General features: G+C 46.5%; 22 protein-coding genes and 2 pseudogenes. 11 read left to right on the forward strand and 13 right to left on the reverse strand.

From position 1 onward, the window contains the following. Positions 1 to 75: 75 nt before the first annotated feature. The 8 genes and pseudogenes from NDI34_RS01670 to NDI34_RS01705 form a co-directional block, all read right to left on the reverse strand. Complete coding sequence (locus tag NDI34_RS01670; protein ID WP_348231656.1) at positions 76 to 204, reverse strand: hypothetical protein; 129 nt, start codon at positions 202 to 204, stop codon at positions 76 to 78. Positions 205 to 342: 138 nt separating this feature from the next. Then, positions 343 to 912: pseudogene (locus NDI34_RS01675) on the reverse strand (Uma2 family endonuclease). 100 nt (positions 913 to 1,012) lie between these two features. Beyond that, on the reverse strand, positions 1,013 to 1,375 hold the full coding sequence (gene nirD, locus NDI34_RS01680; protein WP_348231657.1) for a nitrite reductase small subunit NirD: 363 nt from the start codon (positions 1,373 to 1,375) through the stop codon (positions 1,013 to 1,015). Between the two features lie 66 nt (positions 1,376 to 1,441). After that, a complete protein-coding gene (locus tag NDI34_RS01685) occupies positions 1,442 to 1,867 on the reverse strand; it encodes a hypothetical protein (protein WP_348231658.1) in 426 nt (141 codons plus the stop codon). 44 nt (positions 1,868 to 1,911) lie between these two features. Continuing rightward, positions 1,912 to 4,455, reverse strand: a complete 2,544-nt coding sequence (nirB, locus tag NDI34_RS01690; RefSeq protein WP_348231659.1) for a nitrite reductase large subunit NirB — start codon at positions 4,453 to 4,455, stop codon at positions 1,912 to 1,914. A gap of 357 nt (positions 4,456 to 4,812) precedes the next feature. Beyond that, positions 4,813 to 5,712 (reverse strand): heterocyst differentiation master regulator HetR, encoded by a 900-nt coding sequence (gene hetR / locus NDI34_RS01695; RefSeq protein ID WP_190412890.1) that lies wholly within the window; start codon positions 5,710 to 5,712, stop codon positions 4,813 to 4,815. Between the two features lie 362 nt (positions 5,713 to 6,074). Then, positions 6,075 to 6,281 carry a hypothetical protein gene (locus NDI34_RS01700; RefSeq protein ID WP_190412706.1) on the reverse strand — a complete coding sequence of 69 codons (207 nt, stop codon included), beginning with the start codon at positions 6,279 to 6,281 and terminating at the stop codon, positions 6,075 to 6,077. Positions 6,282 to 6,417: 136 nt separating this feature from the next. Beyond that, positions 6,418 to 8,346 (reverse strand): FAD-dependent oxidoreductase, encoded by a 1,929-nt coding sequence (locus NDI34_RS01705; RefSeq protein WP_348231676.1) that lies wholly within the window; start codon positions 8,344 to 8,346, stop codon positions 6,418 to 6,420. 99 nt (positions 8,347 to 8,445) lie between these two features. Here NDI34_RS01705 and NDI34_RS01710 point away from each other — a divergent pair, with 99 nt between their 5' ends. After that, positions 8,446 to 9,504, forward strand: a complete 1,059-nt coding sequence (locus tag NDI34_RS01710) for a zinc-dependent dehydrogenase (protein WP_348231660.1) — start codon at positions 8,446 to 8,448, stop codon at positions 9,502 to 9,504. A 125-nt stretch (positions 9,505 to 9,629) separates the two neighbouring features. After that, entirely contained in the window at positions 9,630 to 9,998 is a 369-nt protein-coding gene (locus NDI34_RS01715; protein WP_348231661.1) for a DUF2294 domain-containing protein, read from the forward strand. Positions 9,999 to 10,191: 193 nt separating this feature from the next. On the opposite strand, the gene NDI34_RS01720 is transcribed toward NDI34_RS01715, so the two are convergent. Then, on the reverse strand, positions 10,192 to 10,623 hold the full coding sequence (locus tag NDI34_RS01720) for a response regulator (RefSeq protein ID WP_348231662.1): 432 nt from the start codon (positions 10,621 to 10,623) through the stop codon (positions 10,192 to 10,194). Between the two features lie 686 nt (positions 10,624 to 11,309). Here NDI34_RS01720 and NDI34_RS01725 point away from each other — a divergent pair. Beyond that, positions 11,310 to 11,687 (forward strand): DUF2294 domain-containing protein, encoded by a 378-nt coding sequence (locus tag NDI34_RS01725; RefSeq protein ID WP_190536260.1) that lies wholly within the window; start codon positions 11,310 to 11,312, stop codon positions 11,685 to 11,687. Here NDI34_RS01725 and NDI34_RS01730 read toward each other — a convergent pair. Beyond that, positions 11,665 to 12,153: a response regulator gene (locus NDI34_RS01730; protein WP_190412700.1), complete on the reverse strand. Its 489-nt coding sequence runs from the start codon at positions 12,151 to 12,153 to the stop codon at positions 11,665 to 11,667. The two genes, NDI34_RS01725 and NDI34_RS01730, sit on opposite strands and share 23 nt — an antisense overlap. A 559-nt stretch (positions 12,154 to 12,712) precedes the next feature. Here NDI34_RS01730 and NDI34_RS01735 point away from each other — a divergent pair. From NDI34_RS01735 to NDI34_RS01750, 4 genes are all read left to right on the forward strand, one after another. After that, positions 12,713 to 14,080, forward strand: coding sequence for an NAD-dependent succinate-semialdehyde dehydrogenase (locus NDI34_RS01735; RefSeq protein WP_348231663.1), 1,368 nt, complete (start codon positions 12,713 to 12,715; stop codon positions 14,078 to 14,080). 177 nt (positions 14,081 to 14,257) lie between these two features. Further along, the gene (locus NDI34_RS01740; protein WP_190439625.1) at positions 14,258 to 15,901 is read left to right on the forward strand and encodes an acetolactate synthase large subunit; all 1,644 of its coding nucleotides are present in this window, start codon (positions 14,258 to 14,260) and stop codon (positions 15,899 to 15,901) included. A 94-nt stretch (positions 15,902 to 15,995) separates the two neighbouring features. Then, positions 15,996 to 16,775 carry an exodeoxyribonuclease III gene (gene xth / locus NDI34_RS01745; RefSeq protein ID WP_348231665.1) on the forward strand — a complete coding sequence of 260 codons (780 nt, stop codon included), beginning with the start codon at positions 15,996 to 15,998 and terminating at the stop codon, positions 16,773 to 16,775. Positions 16,776 to 16,824: 49 nt separating this feature from the next. Then, entirely contained in the window at positions 16,825 to 17,700 is an 876-nt protein-coding gene (locus NDI34_RS01750) for an SDR family oxidoreductase (RefSeq protein WP_348231666.1), read from the forward strand. A gap of 52 nt (positions 17,701 to 17,752) precedes the next feature. Here the strand turns inward: NDI34_RS01750 and NDI34_RS01755 are convergent, their stop codons facing one another. Together NDI34_RS01755 and NDI34_RS01760 are read right to left on the reverse strand one after the other, a co-directional pair. Then, on the reverse strand, positions 17,753 to 18,370 hold the full coding sequence (locus tag NDI34_RS01755; protein ID WP_348231667.1) for a hypothetical protein: 618 nt from the start codon (positions 18,368 to 18,370) through the stop codon (positions 17,753 to 17,755). Positions 18,371 to 18,471: 101 nt separating this feature from the next. Next, positions 18,472 to 20,499 carry a pre-peptidase C-terminal domain-containing protein gene (locus tag NDI34_RS01760; protein WP_348231668.1) on the reverse strand — a complete coding sequence of 676 codons (2,028 nt, stop codon included), beginning with the start codon at positions 20,497 to 20,499 and terminating at the stop codon, positions 18,472 to 18,474. Between the two features lie 158 nt (positions 20,500 to 20,657). Here NDI34_RS01760 and NDI34_RS01765 point away from each other — a divergent pair, with 158 nt between their 5' ends. From NDI34_RS01765 to clpB, 4 genes and pseudogenes are all read left to right on the forward strand, one after another. Continuing rightward, positions 20,658 to 20,924, forward strand: a complete 267-nt coding sequence (locus NDI34_RS01765) for a hypothetical protein (RefSeq protein ID WP_190527954.1) — start codon at positions 20,658 to 20,660, stop codon at positions 20,922 to 20,924. A 139-nt stretch (positions 20,925 to 21,063) separates the two neighbouring features. Next, positions 21,064 to 22,563: an HlyD family efflux transporter periplasmic adaptor subunit gene (locus NDI34_RS01770; protein ID WP_348231669.1), complete on the forward strand. Its 1,500-nt coding sequence runs from the start codon at positions 21,064 to 21,066 to the stop codon at positions 22,561 to 22,563. Positions 22,564 to 22,664: 101 nt separating this feature from the next. Continuing rightward, positions 22,665 to 22,889, forward strand: a pseudogene (locus NDI34_RS01775) (Uma2 family endonuclease); the annotation flags it as partial. A 158-nt stretch (positions 22,890 to 23,047) separates the two neighbouring features. Further along, complete coding sequence (clpB, locus tag NDI34_RS01780; protein ID WP_348231670.1) at positions 23,048 to 25,675, forward strand: ATP-dependent chaperone ClpB; 2,628 nt, start codon at positions 23,048 to 23,050, stop codon at positions 25,673 to 25,675. Positions 25,676 to 25,786: 111 nt separating this feature from the next. Here the strand turns inward: clpB and NDI34_RS01785 are convergent. Continuing rightward, positions 25,787 to 26,002, reverse strand: a 216-nt coding sequence (locus NDI34_RS01785) for a hypothetical protein (RefSeq protein WP_348231671.1), incomplete at its 5' end; no start/stop codon positions are given.

Here is a 26,002-nt window from a genome sequence, read left to right on the forward strand (position 1 = left end):
ATAACTACAGATTTTTTCTGTTAGTTATGCCATAAGTGTTGAAATTTTATTGCAGCTCTACATCAGTCTGAAGACTTAGTCCGAGTTGAGTGCGATCGCACTTTGCTGATGGAGTGAGATGGGGTGCGATCGCATCTTGACCCCGTTGTCAGCCAGTAATTTTGCTCTGGCTAGATGTATTTTTTTAGGGGTGGGTGGGGACACTGAATGAGGGAAGCAATCGCGCCTTGAGCGTTGCGCTTCACTCCACTCAGGATGCAAAATAACAACTTATTAGACTTTTAAAACAGCTTCTAAAAGTAAGCACAGCTAGTGGAGATCGCCTTTTTCCCTACCACTTTCCTACACAAAAAACCGAGCCACAGTGCAGGTAAAATCTGGCAATAGAGGTGAACTTAACTCATCATTATTTAGTAGCGTTGCTATCAATTTTAGCGTCGCATTTTCGCGGTGGTAGATTTCAACTTGTTGCAAGCGCCAATCAGCAATCCAATACTCTTGGACTCCCCGTGATGCGTAAAGTTTGAGTTTAGGTTCTCTATCTTGGCGTTCATTCTCTATACCAGGTGATAACACTTCCACCACTAATTCTGGTGCGCCTGTTAGATGTCCCGCCTCGTCTAGCAATACAGCTAATCTTCCGTTACTAGCCCACACTACATCTGGTATGACGTTATCTGATTCGCTGAATAGCACACCCGGAGTGATGCTGGCTTGCCCTAAACCACTAAAAACAGACCAAGCATCGACTTCTCAACAGATGTTGAAGCAGGTGCGTTGATGCTTCCAGTGGGGCGCTCTGGTCATAAACAACTCTCCATCAATAATCTCATAGCGCGTGCCTTCGTTTTCAGGTAAGAGGTTGATATCTGTAGTAGCCCAACGCACTCCATTAGTTACCGTAGGCTGCATAGGAGAACTCCTTTTCATTAGCTGTATATATAGTAGTATCCCTATTAAAGAACCCGGTTTCTCTTCTGAAACCGGGTTCTTTGATGAAATGTAGCAGTAGTTATTCGCTAATAGCTACCTGCACTTTATCTTCCACCACTCTTACAGGAAAAGTAGGAACGCTTACGGTTTCATCGTCTAAGCATTCTCCGGTGAGCAAGTTAAAATTTTGCTTGTAGATGGGGGATGCAACTTTGGGAATGCCATTGCGATCGCCTAAAATTCCCCGCGATAGGACAAAGGCTTTACTAAAGGGATCGTAATTGCCTAGCGCAAATACATCAGTTTCTTGTCCCACACGGAAAATTGCCACCTGTTGATCTTCAACTAAAGCGCAAACTCCAGTGTTGGGCGCGATCACTGACAGCGGACAAATATCAACCCATGTAGAAATTGTCTGACGAATCGGTAATGCTTGAACCATTTTCTTTTCCTATTGATTAACGGATTGGTGTAGCCTAGCTTGAAAAATTCAACACATTGCAGCAAGTCAAACTAACTCAAAAACTCGCTCTTTGGTTATTTTAACCGTACTGCATAGTTCGCTTAACACAGGTTCCAAATACAGCACGGCTGCAATGTTATTTCTGCCTGATTCCTGCTGCTTACGCCTAATTTCTTCTAGGTCAACGGAATGTTTCTTGACACGAAACATTCCTATATACTTCCACCTAGCTCGATGTAGCTTGAGGAACACTGGAATAGCACCTCCTTGTTGGCAGAGTATCTCAGCTTTCTGTTTTACTTTTGGTGAATCTTCTACCAAAACTTCATCAGGAGCTTTTGAGTCCAGGGTAGGCTTAAAACATCCACACACAATCTTTCCAGCACGCTGAGGAAGATAAGTTTGGAGTTCTCCACCCAATGCAGAATGAATTTGATAGCGTGTGTATGTTTTTCCTACTTGAAATAACATCAGTTTTTTTAAACTGTAGGTAATGCACCAGAGCAACAGTCAGCTTATTCGGAAATACCAACTAAAACCTTCTCGTGGTCATAAGCTGGACGTTTTTGCCCCCGTTCCTCTACATGAACTAAACCAGGATCGGGTTGGTCAGAATTGACAAAGTGACGGAATCGCTTCACTTTTTCTGGATCTTCAATTGTGGCTTTCCACTCACACTGATAGGTATTGACAAGATGCTGCATTTCTGATTCTAATTCAGCACAAATGCCCAGAGAATCTTCAATAACTACCTGCTTCAGGTACTCGATGCCTCCTTCCAGCTTATTGAACCAAGTTGCAGTGCGTTCTAGTCGATTCGCGGTGCGAATATAGAACATCAAGAACCGATCCAAATATTTAATCAGCGTTTCCTTGTCAATATCTGTTGCTAACAAAACTGCGTGTTGTGGCTTCATTCCTCCGTTGCCACATACATATAAATTCCAGCCATTTTCAGTTGCGATAATGCCAAAGTCCTTGCTTTGAGCCTCGGCACATTCGCGGGTACAACCCGATACAGCTGATTTTAATTTGTGGGGCAATCGCAAGCCTCGATATCGCAGTTCGATCTCAATCGCCAAAGTGGTTGAATCCTGAACCCCAAAGCGGCACCAGGTGCTACCTACACAAGATTTGACCGTGCGGAGTGCCTTCCCATAAGCGTGTCCCGATTCAAATCCAGCATCTATCAGTCGCTGCCAAATTTGGGGTAATTGATCTACCCGCGCACCTAATAAATCGATCCGTTGTCCACCTGTAATTTTGGTATAAAGACCAAAATCTTTAGCAACTTCTCCCAACACAATCAGCTGATCTGGTGTTAGTTCACCACCGGGAACTCTGGGGATTACTGAATAAGTTCCATCCTTCTGAATGTTTGCCAGGTAATAATCATTGGTATCCTGCAACCCCACATGCGGCATTTCTAAAATATACTCGTTCCACGTTGAAGCGAGAATAGAAGCTACAGCAGGCTTACAAATTTCACACCCCTTCCCTTTTCCATGTTTTTGAATTAAATCTTCAAAAGTCAGGATTTTTTGAGAACGCACCAAGTGATAAAGTTCCTGACGGGAATAGGCGAAGTGTTCGCAGAGATGATTTTTTACCTCTATCCCCGCTTTCTTCATCTCAGCTTTGAGGATATCAGTTACCAGTGGCACGCAACCGCCGCAACCTGTGCCGGCTTGGGTGCATTTCTTTACACTGGCAATATCAGTGAGTTGCCCTTCTTGGATGGCACTACAAATTTGCTCTTTGCTAACATTATTGCAAGAGCAAATTTGGGCAGTATCTGGTAAACTCTCCACACCCATACCGACTGTGGCAGACTTGCCTTCGCGGGGTGGCATCAGCAAATCTTCTGGATGAGGCGGGAGCGCGATCGCATTCTGCACAAATTGCAGCAGCGTACCGTAAGCTGAAGCATCTCCTACCAGAATTCCACCTAAAAGATGGCTACCATCTTCATTTAAAACCAGTTTTTTGTAAACACCTTGGATGGTATCAGTAACGGAAATTTCTTTAGCGCCGGGAGATTTGGCAAAGGCATCCCCGAAACTGGCAACATCCACTCCCAACAGTTTGAGCTTGGTGGACATATCCGCGCCGGTAAAGCTGCTCGTCCCTGTTTTGCTCAGGATATCTGCCGCTACGCTTGCCATTGTATAGCCAGGAGCGACTAAGCCGTAAATTCGATTTTGATAAAGGGCGCATTCTCCAATAGCATAAATATTTGGATCTGAAGTTTGGCAAGAATCGTTGATAACGATCCCGCCGCGATCGCCTACTGCTAATCCACATCCTCTCGCGATTTCATCGCGAGGACGAATTCCCGCAGAAAAGACAATCATATCTGTCTCTAACTCTTCACCATCAGCAAAGGTCATTTTAGCAACCTTGCCATCAATGCTGACAATTTCTGTTGTAGATTTACTGGTATGAATTGAAACCCCAAGTTCTTCTATCTTGTTGCGAAGGATGTTGCCACCGACATCATCAATTTGTAGTGGCATTAATCTGGGTGCGAACTCAACAACATGGGTTTTTAAACCCATATTTTTGAGAGCGTTCGCACATTCCAAACCTAATAATCCACCCCCAACAACGACACCAGTTTGGCAATTTTTCGCATAGGATGACATTGCCTCAAGGTCATCTATTGTCCGGTAGACAAAATTACCTTTCGCATCATTCCCTTTAATTGGCGGTACAAAAGGATAGGAGCCTGTTGCTAGAACAATTTTGTCATAGGCAATTGTTATCCCATTCGCTGATGTAACTGTTTTTTCTTCCCGGTTAATCGCAACTGCCTTATCACCGATATGGATTTCAACTCCATTTTCTTGGTACAAACCCGGTTGAACTAACGATAAATCTGCCGCAGTTTTGCCTGAAAAGAAACCACTCAAATTAACCCGATCGTAAGCAACACGAGGCTCTTCGCAAAATGCGATCAAGTTCCATTCCTGCGTCGCTCCTTTAGCGATCATCAGTTCTAGAAACTTGTGTCCTACCATACCGTTGCCGATAACAATAAGATTCTTTTTGCCGGTCATGCAGTTTTATAACGCCTATTTTTACAATCTTCTTAATTAGTCCTATAAAAGATTTCAAAGTAAGTTTGTAAAAATTGTTACACTAAACTGTTTGGCTATGCAGTGTGCGAATGATCCCGATTGTGTTTTTGCATGAGGAGTGAAAACTTTATACAAATGTGGGTCAATTTAGCAGCAATACTCATTTCAAATTTGTTTGTAGAACCCCGCATTCAGCATCAAACTATTGGGGCAATGCCTACACAAGGCTAAGTTAATTTTTCCCCGATTTCAGGCAAAAGTTTTACCGATGTAGCTTCTAACTGAAGCAGGGTGGGCATTGCCCACCCTGCTCAACGAAAATGTGAGTTAAGTGTTTTATTCTTCTTTTGGGCCAAAAACCATTTGTAGAAGCACTGGCTGACCGTCGGCGCGGTGATATTTATCTGCCCAATCCCGGATGACCATATCCAGTTCTTGCATGGCTGCCTCAATGCGATCCGGTGGAATATCGAGTTCCTCTAGTATCCGCATCACATTTAGCTGTCGGTCTGCCCAATCTTTCATCAGTCGGAAGTAGCGGGCAGTATCCTCAATCATGATATAAGTGCGTTCTTCGTCCTCAGCGGGTGAGTAGGAAGCGCGAGTGAGGGCGTAGAAGGGCAATCCCCAAGGAGAATCAATTCGCGTTACCGTGCCGGAATAGATTAAGCGCCGCTTGATGTGTTCGGCGAATGCTTCGCTTAGAGGAATGCGGCGTTCTTCTGGCAAGTCTTCCTGGGAACGACTGTGGAGAAATTCAATTAATTCTAGAAACTGAAAAGCGTTGATTAGCTGGGCATCCGGCAGATTATTTGGCAGTTTTTCCTCAAGGTATCGCTTTTCGTCAGCGGTCAGGTTGGTGCTATAGATGCGCGATCGCCCCGGTTGCCACGGAAACTGCTCCATCCAAACATAGGGAAACTGAATTAAATACCGAGGTTCTTGGGAACCCAGCATCTTCAGCAGTTTCCCTTCGGTCAGCGCTTGCCGAACTTCCTCGACGATGACTTTGACTCGCTTCGGCTCAATGTGGTGCAGGTGCCCCGTCATCCGGATATTTTGACCCTGCTCCAAATAAGTCATGTAAATCGCGCACTTTGCTGCCGTGGCAGCAGCATCCAGGAAGGCTCCGTGTCGGTGCCCGCCGGTTCTCATCGCACTAAAGGCCAGATAAAACATGATCTGATCCATCGCACCGGGGCTAAGGCTTTTGATCAGATCCAGGTCGTTGCTCATATCAGGGGTGATCGCATCGCAAGGGGACAAAACACTGGTTCCTTGGTGAAAATGGTGAAAAGCTTATGTTTCCACATTTGCAGTGAGTTCAATTCACTCGCTGAAACTATTGAACTCTAAGCACCCCGATAGCATGAACGTAAATAATCTCTAATTATAGAAAAGGACGGCCTAATATATAGCTTTTGTCAGGGAATAAATTCTCCGTGACAGGCAAAATTAGACAAATAGTGCCCCAAGTACACTGGCACAAACCTGCTAGAGCTTAGTTTGCTGCCTTCAAATGAGCTTTCATCGACCTCAGTCGCAAGGTGAAAAGCGGATCGATGACTTGTTCAGATTTGGCTAAATAGAGGATAATTCTAGACGATAGAGATATATTCGGGCGAAAACGCATCTCGGCGTCCGGTTCCTTTATCCGGAGACGGTTCGTTCCCACGTTTCAGCGATACGGCTAGCTCGGAAGACGTGGATGGCAGTTGCTTGGCAGAGGCGGACTCGATCCCTAAGAAATTACCTGAAGAGATTGATAGTAAGCTCAACAACATGATAGAGGTGTAAGGGCGCATAGCAGATGTCCGTGTCAGGGTTATAGTCCCTGATACGGAGTTCTTGATCGTTAACCAGGAAAAATTTCGGTTAGAGCTTAGTCGGTTCCGATTGAGTTCTGCTTTTGTTTAAGGTTAGAGGTACGATGCCTAAGGCTCAAAAATGAGTGCGATCGCTCCCAGGAGCAATAATTTTTTCCACAATCAACCATTTGCCCGATTGATTGAGATATCCGCACACAGAGAGCATCTGCCGATCGAGGCAGGTTTGGAGTTCTCCGTCTACTTCTGGGCGCAAGGCGATCGCTATCCAGGTTTGCTCTTCCCCAGCAGCTGGCTCCTTTACAGTGAAGGTGTAATCTTGCTCGGCATGGCGATGGAACACTCCACAGAAGAGTGCTGAGTTTGAAGCGGATTTTTCAATGCTTCCGCCAACCGCTTCCCCATCGCTGTGTTTCGTAAAGGGTGAGGGAACTTCCACATATTTTGAATCCTGTGGCGTCTGGGGTTCCAGGTAAGGGCAGTTGCCATTGAAGGGATAGGTGTCAGGGCGATCCAAGTAATCTCGTTGCCTGTGCAGCCAGTCGGCGCGATCGCGCGGTAAATTGAACAGAGGGAAAATTGCTGCTGGCGATCGCTCATCTTGTAACAATGCTTCTTGCAGGACTCGGACAGGTAAATCTCTGGGTTGACAACTTCGCTGCACGCAAAGCGCCGCCGCCATTCCCGCCGCCTGACCAATATTCATGACGATGGGCTGTAACCGGGTGGAACCGTTGGCAATATGGGAGACGGAGATATTTTTTTCGCAAACCAGCAGTCCATCCACAGACTCTGGAATTAGACAAGTGTAGGGAAGGGTGAAAGGAGTGCCAGTCCAGCGTCCACCCCAGCGAATTGATTTTGGTTTAACAAGAAAGTTGTAGTTAGGGTAATGGTGGTCGTTGGGGTAGTTGCCGAAGGCGATCGCATTCACCTCCCCAGCCGTATCCACAGGTAGGGGTGCAACCTTTCCCCCCGCCACTGGCAAGATATCCTGCTCTCGCACGGTCGCCAGTCCCACAAGGCGTCTACTTTCCCGATAGTAAGGGTGTAGGGCATAACCACCTCCACCGAGAGCGTTTTGAGTTTTGATTGAGTTTTGATTGAGTTTGGGAGTCAAGCGTGAGGGAAAGATTTGAGTCGCTAAGCCGTAACGCCGCCCCAGCTTAGTTTGAATAAAGCGGACAAAGCTTTGAGTGTGCCACAGACTCTCTTGAAGAAATTGATGCCACGCCGCCTCCGACTCTATCAGACGCCCCACTCCTTCCCCATAGTCATTGCCGCATAGGGGCCAATTGATCATGAAAAGATTCCCCGGTAAACGCCCATAATTGAGAAACTGCTCCCAACCGTAGCGATCCCAGCTACCTTGGAAGGATGAAGGAGGAAGGATAAAAGATGAAGGAGGAGGGGGAATTTCCGGCGCACTTGCTTCCTCACCAAAATCTTGCAGAATTGCCACCCAGGTGGGAGCTTGGACTGGGTATCGCTGAGTCAATTCATTGTGAGAAACAGGCGCACTAGGTTCGCCAAACTCCGATTGCAATTCCCATCCCCAGCGGTACGGCACAGATGCTAGAGGCAACAAGTCTCCCAGTTCGGTGCCATCTAGGGTGATTTTGGATTGAACGGTGAAATCGGCAAATCGAACCCCAAGGATGCGATCGCCTGTTCGCAAAACCTCTAAGGGCACTTGCCCCGCAACCCAGTCTAGATTTGGCAATTCTTGTACCCAATCAGCAAATATTTGGGCACCAATCCGGGGATCGTAACTAAACAGACTCACCCAACTATTGTTTAAGCCTCCCATTTGCCGAGAACGCAATTCCCCTAAAAACTCACCCCAAAGCCCCGTCTGAAAGGCAGCAAGTTCATTACCATCCGGGGCAGCAACCCCCGCTGAGGTGAGCATTCCCCCCAGCCAGGTAAATTCACTCACCAGCATTGTCTTGGCACCGCGACGGGCAGCTTGTATCGCAGCTGCGGTTCCTCCCGTTCCGCCTCCCACAACCAAGACATCTACTTCTATTAATTCATTCATCAGCAATTCCGTTTCAGAATAGACAATCGATCGCGAACAATAGACAATTAGCTATAAACAATCGGCTATCGAAAGTATAAAGTCCATCGTTTAAGGAAAAGCATGAAAGCACAAGTATTCAGAGGCGTCAATCAGCTCAGTTACGAAGAAGTGCCGACGCCGGAAATTGCACCCGATGAAGTCTTGGTACAAGTAAAGGTTGTGGGATTGTGTCAGTCTGACATCAAGAAAATTCGCTATCCTCTCTACCAGCCACCGCGCATTTTTGGTCATGAAACTGCTGGAGTAATTACTTCTGTGGGAAGCGAAGTGACTGGCTGGCAGATTGGGCAACGAGTTGTGGTCATGCACCATATTCCTTGTATGCGCTGCGACTATTGCCTTAACGACAACTTCTCGATGTGCGATGTTTACAAAAACGTCACGACCACGGCTGGATTTACTCCCAGCGGCGGCGGTTTTGCAGATTATGTGAAAGTGCCCGGTCACATTGTCCGCAGCGGCGGATTAATTCCCATTCCGGATAATGTCAGCTTTGAGCAAGCGAGTTTTGTGGAGCCGACAAATTGCTGTCTAAAAGCAGTTAAAAAAGCCCAAGTTGCTCCTGGTCAAACCGTTTTGATTACAGGTGCTGGCCCAATTGGGCTAATGTTTATCATGCTGGTGAAGTATTTCGGAGCCAGAGCGATCGCGACCGACTTAATTCCTTCTCGAATCGAGAAAGCTTTGAGTGTGGGGGCAGAAGCTGCATTCGATCCCCGCGACCCAGATTTATCAACTAAAATTAAAGCCCTTACTGGCGGATTGGGAGTGGATACGACTTTACTTGCCGTTCCCAGTGACAAAGCTTTTTTCCAAGCCCTTGATTGTACCCGTCGGGGCGGTAAAATTTTGTTTTTTGCTGAGTTTCCTGATGAAGTAGAAATCCCGATTAATCCAAATATTCTCTACCGCCGAGAAATTGATTTAATGGGTAGCTATAGTTCTTCATACCGGATACAAAATCTAGCAGCAGATATTGTATTTAACCAGCGAATTGATGTGGAAGCCTTAATTAGCGATCGCTATCCCTTGCAAAATTTAGCCGCTGCTGTGGAACAAGCGATCGCACCTACCCCCGAAACTTACAAAATTCTCATCTATCCCCAAATAGCCGAGTAATTTTAGTAGCTGTCTCGTCTTCATTTCACTCTTTTGTAGGGAGTCCTTGTTTAAAGATTTTGACAGAGCAACCAGATAGATTTATCATCTATCTAATGATAGAATTATTTTGAAATTTTTAAACTATGGACACCTCTTCTCCTACTCGTGGGCAGCTAGAAAGAACTCTATCGCAGCGCATCCAAGCTTTGTACCGAGATCAACTGGGGCATCAACCTAGTCAAATTACCTGTCAAATTTTTGAGGAAAAAATTGCGATTATTCTAGAAAATGCCATTACGGCACCAGAGCAACTTCTAGCAAATAGCGGTCAAGAAGAGTTAGCTGAGCAAGTAAGGACAGATTTAGAAAAAGCACTTGAGCCACAACTGAAAGCGCTTATTGAGGAAGTGGTTGGCGTATCTGTGATTGACCTACTCAGCGATGCCAAACTAGACACAGGTCGGACTGGTACGATTGCTGTCTTAGCCAACGCTCCTAAAGTTCGCAATTAATCCCTCACTTCGGCTAAGCATCTAACACAGCATAGATTTATGTGGATGGTTTGCACGACTCAACAACCTTTTGTCAGTTTTTAAAGTATTTCTGACCCTTGTGCGATCGCGGCATCCCATTTCTATAACAACTACCAAATAACCATTTATCAATTGATGACTCAATCTATAAGCCTAGAATTATTCATTTAAATTAATTGAGATAGCGGTCAATGAGAGCTTCTAACTCATCAATGACATAAGGCTTGCTAATGTAGTCATTGCAGCCTGCAAACAAAAGACCTTCCCTGTCTTCTGTTCTTGCCAAAGCCGTCACAGCAACAACGGGGATCTTCATTGTTTGGGGATTCTGTTTCAGAGAACGCACAACTTCTACGCCGTGAATGTCAGGTAGGAGAATATCTAGCAAAATCAGCTTTGGCTGATAATGTTGCGCCATAAATAAAGCTGCCCGACCCTCCTTTGTCGTAATAAATGAGCAATCAAGAGCGAGTAGCACTTCGCTCATGAGTAGCAAGTTGTCTTCATTGTCTTCTACAACCAAAATGAGAGGCGATTCGATATTTGCCTGGGAGGCAGGTTTTGAGAAAGAGTGCAGATCTAAGCGTTGTTCGGGGGAACTCATCAAAATACGAAGCTATCCTCTCCAGAAGTGGACAACCGAGGGATTGCCCAAGTTATACCCATTCACTTGATTGACGGTACACAAATGATTCCCTGTTTGCCCCTTGTTTTACAAGGGTTTAGGGATCGGCTGCGGGAAAAGTGAAACGGTATTACGAGGCATTCCCCAGGCGGCATTTTTTGGCGCTTGGAATCGATTGGCTCGTAGCTTCCCCACTAGGTTGATCTTTTAAGTTCATCTTGGCAAGAGAACACAGCAAGCTAGTGGTGATGTTGCTTGTCCCCTGATTCTATAAAAAATTAGTTAAAAAACTGCACAACTTAAACATTAATATTCATTGTTACTTTTAGCACTAGATATATACACACTTCTGTGCTAAGAATCGTTGAAAAACTAAATTTTTGAATACATTTGGCGTTTCTTGGTTAGCTGCAAAGCATCACAAATATATTGAAAACCGTTTCGGATACTTGGGGGAATTGAACCCTATCCCTACTTTGTAAGATTGGCACTCTCTACCCTCATCAGGGATTTAGCGCTTAACAACTAACCTTGTCAAGATACTAAATATTGAAATTTTCCAATGTTGTGGATATCTATCTTTAGGAGATGTCCGGAAAATTGCTCGCACTGTTACAGTCTAATAAAAAAGGTGAAAGAATTTACCTTTCCTGAGAGCGATCGCTATGCAGGACACAATCAAACCCACTCGTGGTGAATTAGAACGAACCCTGTCACAGGAAATTCGGGCTTTCTACCACGCCCAACTAAGTCACCAGCCTGGTCAGGTGACTTGCCAATTTATGGGTGACAAAATTGCGATTCTTATCGAAGATTCTATTACTCGACCCGAACAACTTCTGGCACAAAGCGGTCAGCAAAGGCTGGCACAGAGAGTTCGAGAGAATATAAACCACGTCCTACAACTGCAACTTAAACAGCTAATTGAGGAAGTGGTGAAAGTCCCAGTCATCGATCTGATGATCGACTCCGCCCTAAAAACAAGTCGTACCAGTACCGTTGCGATTTTAGCCGCAACCCCTACGACGCGCAATCCAGACTGAATTCCACCGAATCGACCTGAGACGGATTCCATCTCAGGTTGCGCCGGACAACAGCCTCTAGATCCTCCAGCAAGTAAGGCTTGCTAATATAGTCATTGCAGCCTGCCGTGAGAATGCGATCTCTGTCTTCCGCCCTTGCCAGCGCCGTGACGGCGATAACAGGAATTGTCCGGGTTTCAGGATCTTCCCTGAGTTGACGGACAATTTGAAGACCATCTAAGTCAGGCAACATAATATCCAGCAAAATCAGGTTTGGCTGTTCGGTTCGTGCCTTTTCAAAAGCACTATGACCGTCAATTGCTGTGATGATTGAGCAATTTAACGGCTCTAAAACGTAAGCAAGCAATAATAAGTTGTCTTCATCGTCATCGACTGCCAATACCACAGGCAACTTGGCAGTAAGACACTGATTGCTACTGCTCAAAAAATTTTGACGGGTACGGTGGGAAAGTTCCAAATCATCCATCCTCTTTTTCCAGCTAATTTCTAGACTGGCAGTCACCCTCACCAGAAGAGTGGACGAGGCACTCCTTAAGCGGTGGCGAAGCGCTTGCAATGGAATGGCTCGCGTGTAACCTACTAAGTTGGAGAGCCGATGCTCGAGCTAGAGGAAAAGACGAGCCAAGTTAGTAGGAGCCTTATTATCATTGACATTGCTATTGTACATAAAATTTACAATAACCTAAAGAATTTGTTAAGAAAATACAATTCTTGTAAGTATGCTTAGCACTTACTAAACATAGGCTAGAGGGCAACCTAGAATAGAAATCTTCGGGAGTAGCAAGATAGCAGACTGGTAGTCGTACCACATCATCCGGAGTTAGCCCGGGATTAACCGGAGCAATAAGACGCGAGGAATTGCGTCTGGAAACTAACTTTAAGCAGATGCGACCTATAGAGTAGATGCCGTTTTAGATGCGGCTAGGAGTTCGCATTTGAGAAAAGCGCGGGTTGATGAATGGGGTGAATCAGCCTTCACGATTTGAGGGCTACCCCGATCTAATTAGGCATTGGAGGTTGAAGCAATGGGTATAGCCACGATTAACCCAGCAACTGGGGAAACGCTTCAAACGTTTGAGGCACTAACAGATACGGAGATTGAAACGAAGCTAGCACTAGCGCAATCAAGCTTTAAACAGTATCGGCAGACACCCATGCAAAAAAGGGCAGATTGGCTGAATGCCGCTGCTGAGATTTTAGAGAGCGATCGCGAACGCTTTGGCAAAATCATGACCCTAGAAATGGGGAAAACTTTAAAATCAGCGATCGCAGAAGTGGAAAAATGCGCCCTCGTCTGTCGCTTCTACGCCGAACGCGCCCCCGAATTCCTCGCGGATGTTCCAGCCCAAACCGACGCCAGCCACAGCTTTGTGCGCTATCAGCCTTTAGGCGTCATCTTGGCAGTCATGCCTTGGAATTTCCCCTTCTGGCAAGTGTTTCGGTTTGCCGCACCAGCGCTGATGGCGGGAAATGTCGGGTTACTCAAGCACGCCTCTAACGTGCCTCAGTGTGCATTGGCTCTGGAGGAGATTTTCCACAAAGCAGGATTCCCAGAAGGTGTCTTTCAAACCTTGCTAGTGGGAGCAGATAAAGTCGCTGCAATTGTAACAGACGAGCGAGTGAAAGCCGCAACCTTGACCGGAAGCGAACCTGCCGGGATGAGCCTCGCCGCCACCGCCGGGAAACAAATTAAGAAAACCGTTCTGGAATTGGGGGGAAGCGACCCGTATATTGTCCTAGAAAGCGCCGATTTGGATGCAGCCATTGCGACAGCAGTGAGTGCCAGAATGCTGAATAACGGTCAATCATGCATTGCTGCGAAACGGTTCATTGTCGTGGATGCGATCGCAGACCAATTTGAAAAAGGTCTGATTGAGAAGTTTGAGGCACTCAAAATCGGCGATCCGATGCATCCGGAAACCGATATAGGACCACTAGCAACCCCATCTCTTCTCAAAGATTTGGATTGGCAAGTTCAGGAAAGCGCCAAACTAGGAGCAAAAGTTCTCACAGGTGGACAGCCCTTATCTGACCGTCCGGGTAACTTTTATCTGCCCACAATTTTGACAGATATCCCAGCCGGTAGCCCAGCCGAAGCGGAGGAATTTTTTGGTCCCGTAGCGCTGCTATTCCGAGTGCCAGATATCAACGCCGCGATCGCGCTTGCCAATGCCTCGCCCTTTGGACTGGGTGCTAGTGCTTGGACTCAAGTAGAGGCAGAACGCGATCGCTTGATTGAAGAACTCGAAGCGGGTGCCGTGTTTATTAACGGCATGGTTAAATCCGATCCGCGTCTTCCCTTTGGTGGTATCAAGCGTTCCGGATACGGACGCGAGTTAAGCAAAGAGGGAATTCACGAGTTTGTCAACATCAAAACCGTGTGGGTGAAATAAGCGGTGGTGCATTCCAACGATGAATTAAATCCCATCCCACAAGTGGGATGGGGATGTCAATACGGGCGCACAGCTGTCCGCCCGTATTGGGCTAAATAGGGGCAATTCACGCATCTGGCCCCTACACAGAAACGAACCACTACAGATGCCAAGAGCATACAGAGGGGAGTAAGAAAAATGAATACTGCTGAACTATTAGTTAAATGTCTGGAAAATGAAGGAGTCGAATACATTTTCGGGCTTCCTGGCGAAGAAAATCTAGACATATTGGAAGCCCTAAAAACCTCTTCGATTAAATTTATTACTACTCGCCACGAACAAGGTGCTGCCTTCATGGCGGATCTCTACGGACGCCTGACCGGAAAAGCCGGAGTGTGCCTCTCCACGCTGGGACCAGGTGCCACCAACCTGATGACTGGCGTTGCCGATGCGAACCTGGATGGTGCGCCACTGGTGGCAATTACCGGACAGGTCGGCACAGACCGGATGCACATCGAATCCCACCAATATCTGGATTTGGTGGCGATGTTTGAGCCAGTCACCAAATGGAATACTCAGATTGTTCGTCCCAGCAACACACCGGAAATTATCCGCAAAGCGTTTAAAATTGCTCAGAGCGAAAAACCAGGGGCAGTTCACATCGATTTGCCGGAAAACATTGCGGAAATGACAGCCACTGGCAAGCCCCTACACAAGAATTGTGGGGAAAAAACCTTTGCTGCCTTCCATAGCCTTGAACAGGCATCTGAAGCCATTTCCCAGGCAAAAAATCCTTTGATTATGGTGGGAAATGGGGCGATTCGTGCAGACGCTAGCCTTGCACTGACCGAATTTGCCACGAAGTTGAATATTCCAGTAGTGAATACCTTTATGGGCAAAGGAGTCATTCCCTACACCCATCCCCTCGCCTTGTGGTCGGTAGGATTGCAACAGCGAGACCATATCAGCTGTGCGTTTGACCAAACGGATTTGGTAATTGCAATTGGTTACGACTTGATTGAATATTCCCCGAAAAAGTGGAATCCCCTCGGAGAAATTCCGATTATCCACATTGGAGATACGCCAGCAGAAATTGATAGTAGCTATATTCCCCTAGTAGAAGTAGTGGGGGATATTTCCGACTCGCTACGGGAAATCTTAAACCGAGCTGACCGGCAAGGCAAACCCGATCCTTATGCCTTGCAATTACGGGCAGATATCCGGGCGGATTATGAAGAGTATGCCAATGATGATGGGTTTCCGATTAAGCCGCAGAAAATAATTTATGACTTGCGGCAAGTTATGGGGCCAGAAGATATTGTGATTTCAGATGTCGGGGCGCACAAAATGTGGATCGCCCGTCACTATCACTGCGATCGCCCGAATACCTGCATCATCTCTAATGGCTTTGCTGCAATGGGTATTGCCATTCCCGGTGCGTTAGCCGCCAAGTTAGTTTATCCCCAGAAAAAAGTCATCGCCGTCACGGGTGATGGCGGCTTTATGATGAATTGCCAGGAATTAGAAACTGCCCTTCGCGTCGGCACTGCTTTTGTCACCTTAATCTTTAATGATGGGGGCTATGGCTTGATTGAGTGGAAGCAACACAATCACTTTGGCGAATCTGCGTTTGTCCACTTTAGCAATCCCGATTTTGTCAAATTGGCAGAAAGTATGGGGCTTAAAGGCTACCGAGTCGAATCCGCTGCGGATCTGATTCCAACCTTGAAAACTGCCCTAGAACAGGACGTTCCCTCGGTAATTGATTGTCCAGTAGATTACCGCGAAAACTTCCGTCTCACGCAAAAGGCTGGCGATTTGAGTTGCAAGATTTGGGAATAGTCATGAGTCATGAGTGATTAGTCATTAGTCATCAGTCGGTTGTCAATGACCGATGACTAATGAACAATGACCAATGACCAATCATGAATAACCCATGAAAATCGCTACTTGGAACGTTAATTCGATTCGCAGCCGCTTAGAGCAGGTGGTGCAGTGGTTGCAGGACAATCCGGTCGATGTCCTCTGCTTGCAAGAAACTAAAGTCGTAGATAAGGATTTTCCGCGATCGCCCTTTGAGGAACTAGGGCTTCACCTCTACATTTCCGGTCAAAAATCTTATAACGGGGTTGCCCTTCTGAGTCGTTCGGCCCTTGAAGATGTCAGCATGGGGTTTGCCCCAATTTTGGGTAAAGAGGATTTTGACGAACAGAAGCGGGTCATTACTGGCGTTCTCGATGGCGTTCGCATCGTGAATCTCTATGTGCCCAATGGCTCAGCCGTCGGTAGCGAGAAATACGAATACAAACTGCTTTGGCTGAAAGCCCTCCGCGAGTACCTGCAAGCACTACTCGAAAAACAGCCCACTTCCCTCTGTATCTGCGGCGATTTCAATATCGCCCCCGAAGACCGAGATATTCACGATCCACTCAGTTATAAGGGTCGGATTATGGCATCCGATCTAGAACGTCAAGCCTTGAGCAGCATTTTAGAGTTGGGTTTGGCAGATGCCTTTAGAAAATTCACAATAGAAACAGGACACTTCAGCTGGTGGGACTATCGAACTGGAGCGTTTCGACGCAACTGGGGTTGGCGGATTGACCATCACTACTTGACGCCAGACCTTTACGAACGTTCATCCAGCTGCACCATCGATCGCTCCCCCAGAAAATTGCCCAAACCCAGCGACCATACCCCCGTAATTGTAGAATTTTAAATTTTCCAGCATCAATCCCATACCCAAAATTGATTAGGAACTTAAAATCATGTTTTTAGTAACTGGAGCCACAGGCGGACTCGGACGCCGAATTGTGCGGCTGCTGCGGGAGAAGGAAATGCCGGTGCGAGCATTTGTCCGCCTGACATCCCGTTACAGCGAACTGGAACACCGAGGGGCAGAAATCTTTATTGGTGATTTGCAGCGCGATAAAGATATCGAAAAAGCTTGCCAAGGCGTTCAGTACATCATCGCTGCTCACGGCGGTGAGAGCGATGCTCAAGCGTTAGGCTACCGAGCGAATATTGAACTCATTGACCGGGCAAAAGAAGCTGGCGTCCAGCACTTTGTTTTCATTTCGGTATTGGGAGCAGACCGCGGGTACGAAGACGCACCATCCTTTAAGGCAAAGCGGGAAGTAGAAAAGTATCTCCAAGCCAGAGGACTCAATTACACCATCCTGCGCCCTTCAGGTTTTGCCTCTAACCTTTTACCCTTAGCAGAACGATTTCGGGATACTGGGATTTATCTGCTTATCGGCGATCCCAAAAGCCGGACTTCGATTGTGAGTACCGATGACTTAGCGAGGATTGCCGTAGACTCTGTAAACGTTGAAGGTGCCCGGAATCAAATTTTCCCTGTCGGAGGTCCAGATATCCTCCAGCGCCAAGATATTCCTCGCATTTTTAGTCGCATCTTCAATCAGGAACCGATCGTGATTAACCCACCGCTATTGGTGTTTGATGGGGTACGCGGGGCGCTGGGATTATTGAATCCTCAAGCCTCTAAAGCCTTAGGTACTCTCCGGACGTTACTGGACAACGAATTTTTCTGCACACCCCAGGAAGTTGAGCATTTGGAGTCGATTTTTGGAATGAAGATGGAATCCCTAGAGACTTTCTTGCGCCGTTACCTGGGTACTTGATTTTGCACCGCTAGATGCAGAGATTACCATGCTTCAGACTTGTCTGGTGATTTTAAGGAATCATAAAGGCAACTGCTTGAGACTCTGACTGAGCAACAGTTTGGGTTTGACCATTTAGCTGATAGTGAATGCGAGCGATCGCGTTCTCACCCCGCCGATAAATTTTCGATTTGCATTTGAGGCGATACTCCAATACTTTGCTTTCTCCTGGCTTTAGCACTACTTTAGCGGGACGTTCCAATTCTTGGGGAGTTGCACTCATGAGAACTTGCCCGGAACTTCCTGGCACAATTTCTATCTGGCTAATTTCAATCAACTGATTTTTTTTAGATGTATTGGTAAAAGCTAGGGAAATATCAGCGTAGCTAATTGCTGCCCCCGCTAAAATTTCGTAGGGAAGTAACTTGATTGTCATCATCATATTTGCCCTTTGAGAATTGATCCCAATTTGCTTTCCCCTATTTAAGTCTTGTTGAGGGAGAGAGTGTAGGTTAGTTTGAGCGATCGCGAAATCAAACTCAAACGGCTTGTTGGGTTTCGTGACCTCAAACGCCACGGCGCTCAACGGAGGGAACCCTGCTTTTTGTGTGGCTCCCCAACCTACAATGTCTGAAAGTAACTTGGTATGAGTTCCTAGCGTTATGCAAGTCACACAGGTTAGAAAATCCACAAAAGAATTCCTCCCAGGTTGGAACATAGCAAATTTGAATCAAAAACTCTTCAGAGGTTTCTAACTTCTAAAGAGTTTTGAATAATTTTGAAAGATTAGAATTAAGCAATTTTACCAAATATATGATCCACTAAGCTTGAAGAACCGAGCGTCGCTAAGCTCGAAGAGGCTAAATGAGCGGCACAGCCACAGCGTAACGGAAAAGATGAATTCATCAGCGAACCGTTAGCATTTAATGAATTTGAAGGAGTATTGAATCCAGGTAGAGTATAAGATTCCGCTCCCCCATAGTTCACATTCCACCCAATATCTTTTAAAGAAGCAATCGTTAATTGACTCAATAACTCAGAGCTTTTTTCAGCAATAGGTGACATTAATTCATTGTCAAAGGCATTTTCATCCCAATGACCAAACACGCCTTTTTGAACGGGAACAGCAGTTTGTAAAAATGTACCTTTTAATTCTCCATAAGCCCACCCTGCATAGGTATTAGCACTATACGTCGCATCGGAGACATTAATTAAATGGCGTCCGTAATCTGACCAAAGTGTTCCAATTCCTAGAACGTGACCAAATTCATGCACCATCGTTTCTTGTAAGAAACTTGGATTGTTGTTGTATGTATTTGCCAAGCTTGTGTTAATCGTTGAAGCTCCTGATATCGTCATTTGATTACCAAAAGCATCGAAGGCTAAAGCTTTTGGCCCCGCAAAAGCAAGAAATTCATCTTCACCAAAAGTATCCCCCGTAACATCAATGGTTAGAATTTGGGAATCGCTAAAGGTGCTGTAGGGAATAATTTTTTCCCAAACTTTTGCAGCTTCTGTAATAGCATTGAGAGCTTCTGTACTCAAACTACCCAAGCCTTGACCAAAATTGACTTTGATTGAAAAACTGAGAGGATCGCTGGTAGCAGCAGTAAAGGTAGTCGCCACAGAATAGTTAGCAGCTTGGTTGTTGTAGCTCATTACTTGCAAAAAGTAATTACCAGCACTCAGGAAACGACGGATTGATTCGTTGCTAGTCCCGCGCTCCCATTGCCAACCCAACACTTCGCCTTGATCGATGACGCTGTTGTTATTGCTGTCTTGAATGAGTCGGACATCGGCATCACCACTCAATGCAGATAAATTAGCGGTAAAGATGCCAGATTGAGCAACATTAAAGCTATAAAAGTCATCGCGATCGCTAGCATTGACTTGTTGGTTGTTTGAGAAAACCGCTGAAGTTTGATCTTTTGCGGTTCCTAGAGTATTACCGGGATCTAAAGGGTCTGGAATACTAGCGATCTTAGTAGTTAGAGTGTAGCCGCCAGTCGCACCCTTTTCAAAAGTTGTAGCTTGCAGAATATAATCAATTCCCTCAGCAACCGTGAAAGTTAGCTGCGAGTTCGTACCGCTGAAATCATTATTTTCTGCAACAACTGCTCCGGTTCCAGCATTCACCACTTGCAGGTAGGCATTAAAACTAGGCGAATCAAGGTTCACCTGCACCTGCTGACCGGCAACTAAATCGCCTAACACATAGCCATCGTAAAAACTGCCTTCACGAATGGGGTTGCTTGGGTCGCTATTCGCGATCGCGCCGCTAAAGCTTTGGTTTCCACTGATGGGAGACGCTGGTTTGAGGACTCCCAAATTGCTACGAAGAGTATAGTTACCAGTAGCATCTGGTTCATAAGTCGTGGCTCGAACAATGTAATCAATACCCTGAGCGGCTGTAAAAGTTACTTGAGAGTTCAGACCCTCAAAATCATCGTTGAAGGTAACAACCGCTCCAGTAGAGGCATTTACCACTTGCAGGTAAGCGTCAAATTCTGTGGAGTTTAGTTTCACCTCCACCTGCTCTCCGGCGCTAATGCCAGTCAACAGATAGTCATCCCGAAGGCTACCGCCACGGAGTGGGTTTTTCAAATCGGTGGTGTCGATTGTACCGCCGGCCTCACTGACGGTAGAAGCAGCAGCGATCGCGCTACTTTTAAATAGACTTCTTTGCTGTAGCAGATCGCCCAGCCCTCTAAATCCTGACCAGATTCCGGCTATTTTTGAATCAAACTCTAGCGGTGCAAAATTAGCGAAATCTGCACTTAAAAACTGGCGCTCATTTGAAAATTTAAATCCATTTAACATTTGCTTGATTTCTCCACGATGGAGCATCATAAGACTGATATATTACCAATTTTAAGTCTTCACAAAATTGGGCAACAACGGGGTAATTCCTCAAAGCTAGAGACAGAACATTTTTAAGAATGCTAAGATCGCAAGCGCAATAAATAAAGCTATATTAATTGACTCAACAGTGGTTTTTAAATTATCTGAACGCAACAAATAGCACTTTCTCTCAAGCCATGAATGCAAAAATTGAAGTTGCGCCAATTGCCGATGGTGAGGTAATCGAAATTATTGAATATCTGAGGATTTGCCGCGATATGTCGATGCCAAGCGTCTCTAAGGTCTTGCTCACCACATTCACGGTTTTAAATGCACCCAACAATTCAAAAAAGTATCTTATATATAACTCGATCAAAATCTCTCTAAGGGGAGAAGGACAATAGTTTTTCGCGTAAATTTACTTACAATTACAATAACTTACGCCAAAATTCTTAATTTTCGACAATCCATTGCCGGATTCAGTCGATAGAATCACAGCTAGAGTGTCTCTCTGCCCGCTCAAAGCATTTGAGTCAAAATTTTATGCGATCGCCCTTAGCGTCAACACCTGCTCAAGCTCGTCAAACAAGACAGCAACTAGCGAATCCAGAGGATTCTCTTTCCTATGAATTAGGGAAAGCAGTGCAAGAGCTGCCGCCACTGTACACGCAGTTATTGGCAGCAAGCATTAGCTTACTGGTATTTGGGGCGATCGTTTGGGCACACTACAGCCAAGTGGATGAAGTCGCGATCGCTTCCGGCGAACTGATTGCCGCAACTCAAGTGCGACCCCTGCGATCGCTAGGAGGAGGCGCGATCAAAGCCGTAAAAGTCAAAGAAGGCGATCGCGTTAAAAAAGGCGATATCCTGATCGAACGCGACCCCGACCTGCCGCAAGCAGAAGTTGACCGCCTCGCCAAATCTACCCAACTGATTCGAGAAGACTTAGGACGACTGGAAGCCGAACGCGCTGGATCGGCAACTGCCGGAACCGCTTTGCAAGACCAGCTCTTAACCGCTCGGCTACAAGATTTTGAAGCAAAAAGAGCTACTGCTGTCGCAGAAGCGAATCGCCAAATTGCGGTGATCGATGAAGCCAAAGTTCGTCTTACCCGTCTGCAAGAAAACCTCGCCAACGCCAAAACCAACCGAGTCAACGCCGAGACCAACCTCGCCAACAGCAAAAGCCTTCTCAACAAAGCGAACAACAGCCTCGCTTTAGCCGAAAAAAGAGAAAAGGCACTCACTACTCTATTGGTTTCCGGTGCTGTCCCTCGACTCGATTACGTTGACGCACAAGAGAGAGTCGTCAGAGCGCAAGCCGAAGTTACTACGGCACAAGATAATATTACGAATGTTCAAAACAAAGTCACGGAAGCTCAGGACAAAATAACCTCCTTGGAAAAAGATATCGCTGCTCAAGGGCAAACTATTCGCCAAGCTGAACAAGCGTATCAATCGGTTCGCAATCAGGCAGAGCGTTTGCAGTCTGAGCGCCAAAGTGAAATCCTGAGTAAGTTTAACCAGCGCCAAGAAGAACTAACCACCGTTGCCGGTCAGTTGGAGGTGGCGAAAAAGCAGCGAGAAGTAGAAACCATCGAGTCTCCAGTTACGGGGACAGTCTACAGCGTCAAAGCAACTAAAGGGTCGGTGCAGGCGGGAGAGGAGTTGTTATCGATTCTTCCGGAATCCGAAGAATTGTTGGTAGAAGTCAAAGTCCTCAACCGCGATATTGGCTTTATCCGTAAGGGAATGAAGGCAAAAGTCAAAATGGCTACTTTCCCGTTTCAGGAATTTGGCACAGTTGAGGGTGAAGTGGTGCAAGTGAGTCCGAATGCGATCGCCGATCGAGAATTAGGCTTAATTTTCCCCACCCGAATTAAACTTAAACAGCATTCAATTCAGGTGCAAAATCAAAAAGTCGCTTTTACTCCAGGTATGGCGGCAACTGGAGAAATTATTACGCGCAAAAAATCAGTTCTCACTTTCTTAATTGAGCCGGTGACTCGCCGCTTTAGCGAAGCCTTTTCGGTAAGGTCTTAGCTTGGCTTCCGCTATTTGCACCAACAACAGGCAGTGATGAATAAAAAGCTGGTATCTAAGAGTTAATAACAGAAATTAATCGTTATGGGCATAAAAATCCAATTGAGAGTGCTAACGAGCGGGGACACTATCCAATTTCACTTCTAGGAGTAGAGTTGGGAATTTGGCAGGGTGAATATCAAAATGCTACGCTGCCCTGGTTGCGCTGGTGGGATCGAGAAGGAAATCTCTTGTTGACGGGTTACGAACGCGCTGAGCAACCAAGTCAACGCGCCGAGCGATTAGCAGCACAGTTACGGGCGCTTGGAGTTGAACCGGAAGCTTAAAAACGGACGGAGATACCTATCTAAAAGCCGTGAACACCGATCCTAAGAGTGTAGCCAGTCTACTTACAATGACTGATAGGGACAGCCATAAGTGGGATGAACTGCAAATTTCTGTATGTTATGGGTGTCTCTAGGGTTTATTAATTGAGTAACTCCTTATGCAACCAACCAACCCCAACCAATTTACAGAAAAAGCCTGGGAAGCCATCACTCGCACCCCAGATATTGTTAAATCTGCCCAGCATCAACAAATCGAAAGCGAACACTTGATGAAATCACTGCTGGAGCAAGAAGGACTCGTCAGCAGTATTCTGAACAAAGCGGGCGTAAATGTGTCGCGAGTCAGAGAACGCACCGAAGATTTCATCAAGCGTCAGCCAAAAACTTCCGGCAGTAGCACCTCAGTTTATGTCGGACGTAGCTTAGATTCTCTGCTGGATCGGGCTGAAGCATTTCGCAAAGAGTATGGAGACGATTTTATCTCCATCGAACACATGATGCTGGCTTATCCCAAAGACGATCGCTTTGGTAAGGCTTTGTTTCAAGAATTTAAGCTGGACGAAAACAAGCTAAGAACTATCATCGCCCAAGTTCGCGGGAGCCAAAAAGTGACTGACCAAAATCCAGAAGGCAAGTACGAATCCTTAGAAAAATACGGGCGCGACTTGACAGAATTCGCTCGCCAAGGGAAGTTAGATCCGGTAATTGGGCGCGATGATGAGATTCGCCGCACGATTCAGATTCTGTCTCGTCGCACCAAGAATAACCCTGTCCTGATTGGGGAACCGGGAGTGGGTAAAACGGCGATCGCTGAAGGTTTGGCACAGCGAATTGTCAGCGGAGATGTGCCGGAGTCGTTGCGCGATCGCAAACTGATTGCTCTCGATATGGGTGCGTTGATTGCGGGTGCCAAATATCGGGGTGAATTTGAAGAACGCTTGAAAGCGGTTCTCAAGGAAGTCACCGATTCTCAGGGAAGCATTATCATGTTCATTGATGAGATCCACACCGTTGTCGGTGCGGGTGCGACTCAAGGCGCTATGGATGCGGGGAACTTGCTCAAACCGATGCTGGCGCGGGGTGAATTGCGCTGTATCGGTGCCACAACCCTGGATGAATATCGCAAATACATTGAAAAAGATGCCGCGCTAGAGCGTCGTTTCCAACAAGTTTATATCGATCAGCCCAGCGTAGAAGATACGGTTTCGATTCTGCGGGGTTTGAAAGATCGCTACGAAACGCACCATAACGTGAAAATCTCTGATAGTGCGTTAGTGGCGGCGGCTACTTTGTCTACTCGATATATTAGCGATCGCTTTCTCCCAGATAAAGCGATTGACTTAGTAGATGAAGCGGCGGCGCGATTGAAGATGGAAAGTACCTCTAAACCAGAGGAACTCGACGAAATCGACCGCAAGATCCTCCAGTTAGAAATGGAACGGCTATCTCTGCAAAAAGAAAGCGATCCTGCTTCTAGAGAACGGTTACAAAGACTGGAAAAAGAACTTGCCGATCTCAAAGAAGATCAACGAACCCTGAATGCACAGTGGCAAGCTGAAAAAGATGTTCTCGAACGCCGCAAAACCCTGAAAGAAGAAATCGACCGGGTGAATGTGGAAATTCAACAAGCGGAACGAGAATACGATCTTAACCGAGCGGCTGAGCTGAAATTCGGCAAGTTAACCGAGTTGCAACATCAGCTAGAAGAGACAGAAGCCCAACTCATTCAAACTCAGCATAGTGGTAAGTCACTTTTACGGGAAGAAGTCACCGAGTCCGACATTGCTGAAATCATTTCCAAGTGGACTGGTATCCCCATCAGCAAACTCGTGGAATCGGAGAAAGAAAAACTTCTGCAATTGGAAGATGAACTGCACAAGCGCGTGATTGGGCAAGCCGAAGCGGTGACAGCAGTTGCTGATGCCATCCAACGGGCGCGTGCTGGTTTAGCCGATCCGAATCGCCCAACGGCTAGTTTCATTTTCCTCGGTCCCACGGGCGTCGGGAAGACAGAACTCGCAAAAGCCTTGGCAGCTTACCTGTTCGATACAGAAGAAGCCTTGGTACGGATCGATATGTCTGAGTATATGGAGAAGCACAGCGTCTCTCGCTTAATTGGTGCGCCTCCCGGCTATGTTGGTTATGACGAAGGCGGACAGCTGACAGAATCCATCCGGCGTCGTCCTTACGCAGTGTTGCTGTTCGATGAAATCGAAAAGGCGCACCCGGATGTGTTCAACATCATGCTGCAAATTCTTGATGATGGTCGCGTCACCGATTCTCACGGTCACACCGTAGACTTCAAGAACACGATTATTATCATGACCAGCAATATCGGATCGCAGTTCATCCTAGATGTTGCTAGCGATGAATCCCGTTACGAAGAAATGCGGAGTCGGGTGATGAATGCGATGCGGACAAGTTTCCGTCCGGAGTTCCTGAACCGGATCGACGAGATTATCATCTTCCACGGCTTGAACAAGCAGGAATTGCGGCAGATTGTGCAGTTGCAAGTCAAGCGACTCGAATCACGGTTGAGCGATCGCAAGATGTCCCTGAAACTTTCCGATGCTTCCCTTTACTTCTTAGCGGAAGTCGGATACGACCCCGTTTATGGAGCGCGTCCGCTCAAGCGTGCGATTCAGCGGGAACTGGAAACGCAAATCGCTAAAGGGATTTTGCGAGGCGAATTCAACGACGGCGACACCATCTTTGTCGATGTGGAAAATGAGCGCCTTGCCTTCAAGCGTCTCCCTGCTGATTTACTAGCTACTCAGTCCAGCTAATTGACGCTTAGTTAACCGTTTATCCCTAGCGATCGGTAGGGGCATGGCAATGTGCCATGCCCCTACAAAACGTGAACTTTACTAAAATTGAATCCACAATTCTAAGGAACCTCACCCCCAACCCCTCTCCGTTGACGGAGAGGGGCAAATCTTGAACCCTTCCCCGTTCGCGGAAAGGGCAGGGTGGGGTGGAACTGTACTACATCTAATAGAGGGTAGTCCTAAAAATGTAAGGATAGGAGGGTAGAGTTCCCGCTGTTGTTCGATGTCGAATCCCCGCCCGGCTTGTCCTGCTTGTGATTCCACCCATATTGTGAAGAATGGCAA

Origin of the sequence: Trichocoleus sp. DQ-U1, from assembly GCF_039961925.1 — a bacterium.
Classification (GTDB): Bacteria; Cyanobacteriota; Cyanobacteriia; order Cyanobacteriales; family FACHB-T130; genus FACHB-T130.

Excerpts from the sequence above, each read along its gene's own strand:
- NDI34_RS01750 (WP_348231666.1), top strand. The coding sequence starts at position 16,825 with ATGTTTTTAGTAACTGGAGCCACAGGCGGACTCGGACGCCGAATTGTG.
- NDI34_RS01715 (WP_348231661.1), top strand. The coding sequence starts at position 9,630 with ATGGACACCTCTTCTCCTACTCGTGGGCAGCTAGAAAGAACTCTATCG.
- NDI34_RS01760 (WP_348231668.1), bottom strand. The coding sequence starts at position 20,499 with ATGTTAAATGGATTTAAATTTTCAAATGAGCGCCAGTTTTTAAGTGCA.
- nirB (WP_348231659.1), bottom strand. The coding sequence starts at position 4,455 with ATGACCGGCAAAAAGAATCTTATTGTTATCGGCAACGGTATGGTAGGA.
- nirD (WP_348231657.1), bottom strand. The coding sequence starts at position 1,375 with ATGGTTCAAGCATTACCGATTCGTCAGACAATTTCTACATGGGTTGAT.
- hetR (WP_190412890.1), bottom strand. The coding sequence starts at position 5,712 with ATGAGCAACGACCTGGATCTGATCAAAAGCCTTAGCCCCGGTGCGATG.
- xth (WP_348231665.1), top strand. The coding sequence starts at position 15,996 with ATGAAAATCGCTACTTGGAACGTTAATTCGATTCGCAGCCGCTTAGAG.
- NDI34_RS01740 (WP_190439625.1), top strand. The coding sequence starts at position 14,258 with ATGAATACTGCTGAACTATTAGTTAAATGTCTGGAAAATGAAGGAGTC.
- NDI34_RS01735 (WP_348231663.1), top strand. The coding sequence starts at position 12,713 with ATGGGTATAGCCACGATTAACCCAGCAACTGGGGAAACGCTTCAAACG.
- NDI34_RS01725 (WP_190536260.1), top strand. The coding sequence starts at position 11,310 with ATGCAGGACACAATCAAACCCACTCGTGGTGAATTAGAACGAACCCTG.
- NDI34_RS01685 (WP_348231658.1), bottom strand. The coding sequence starts at position 1,867 with ATGTTATTTCAAGTAGGAAAAACATACACACGCTATCAAATTCATTCT.
- NDI34_RS01700 (WP_190412706.1), bottom strand. The coding sequence starts at position 6,281 with ATGCGCCCTTACACCTCTATCATGTTGTTGAGCTTACTATCAATCTCT.
- NDI34_RS01730 (WP_190412700.1), bottom strand. The coding sequence starts at position 12,153 with ATGGATGATTTGGAACTTTCCCACCGTACCCGTCAAAATTTTTTGAGC.
- clpB (WP_348231670.1), top strand. The coding sequence starts at position 23,048 with ATGCAACCAACCAACCCCAACCAATTTACAGAAAAAGCCTGGGAAGCC.
- NDI34_RS01770 (WP_348231669.1), top strand. The coding sequence starts at position 21,064 with ATGCGATCGCCCTTAGCGTCAACACCTGCTCAAGCTCGTCAAACAAGA.
- NDI34_RS01710 (WP_348231660.1), top strand. The coding sequence starts at position 8,446 with ATGAAAGCACAAGTATTCAGAGGCGTCAATCAGCTCAGTTACGAAGAA.
- NDI34_RS01720 (WP_348231662.1), bottom strand. The coding sequence starts at position 10,623 with ATGAGTTCCCCCGAACAACGCTTAGATCTGCACTCTTTCTCAAAACCT.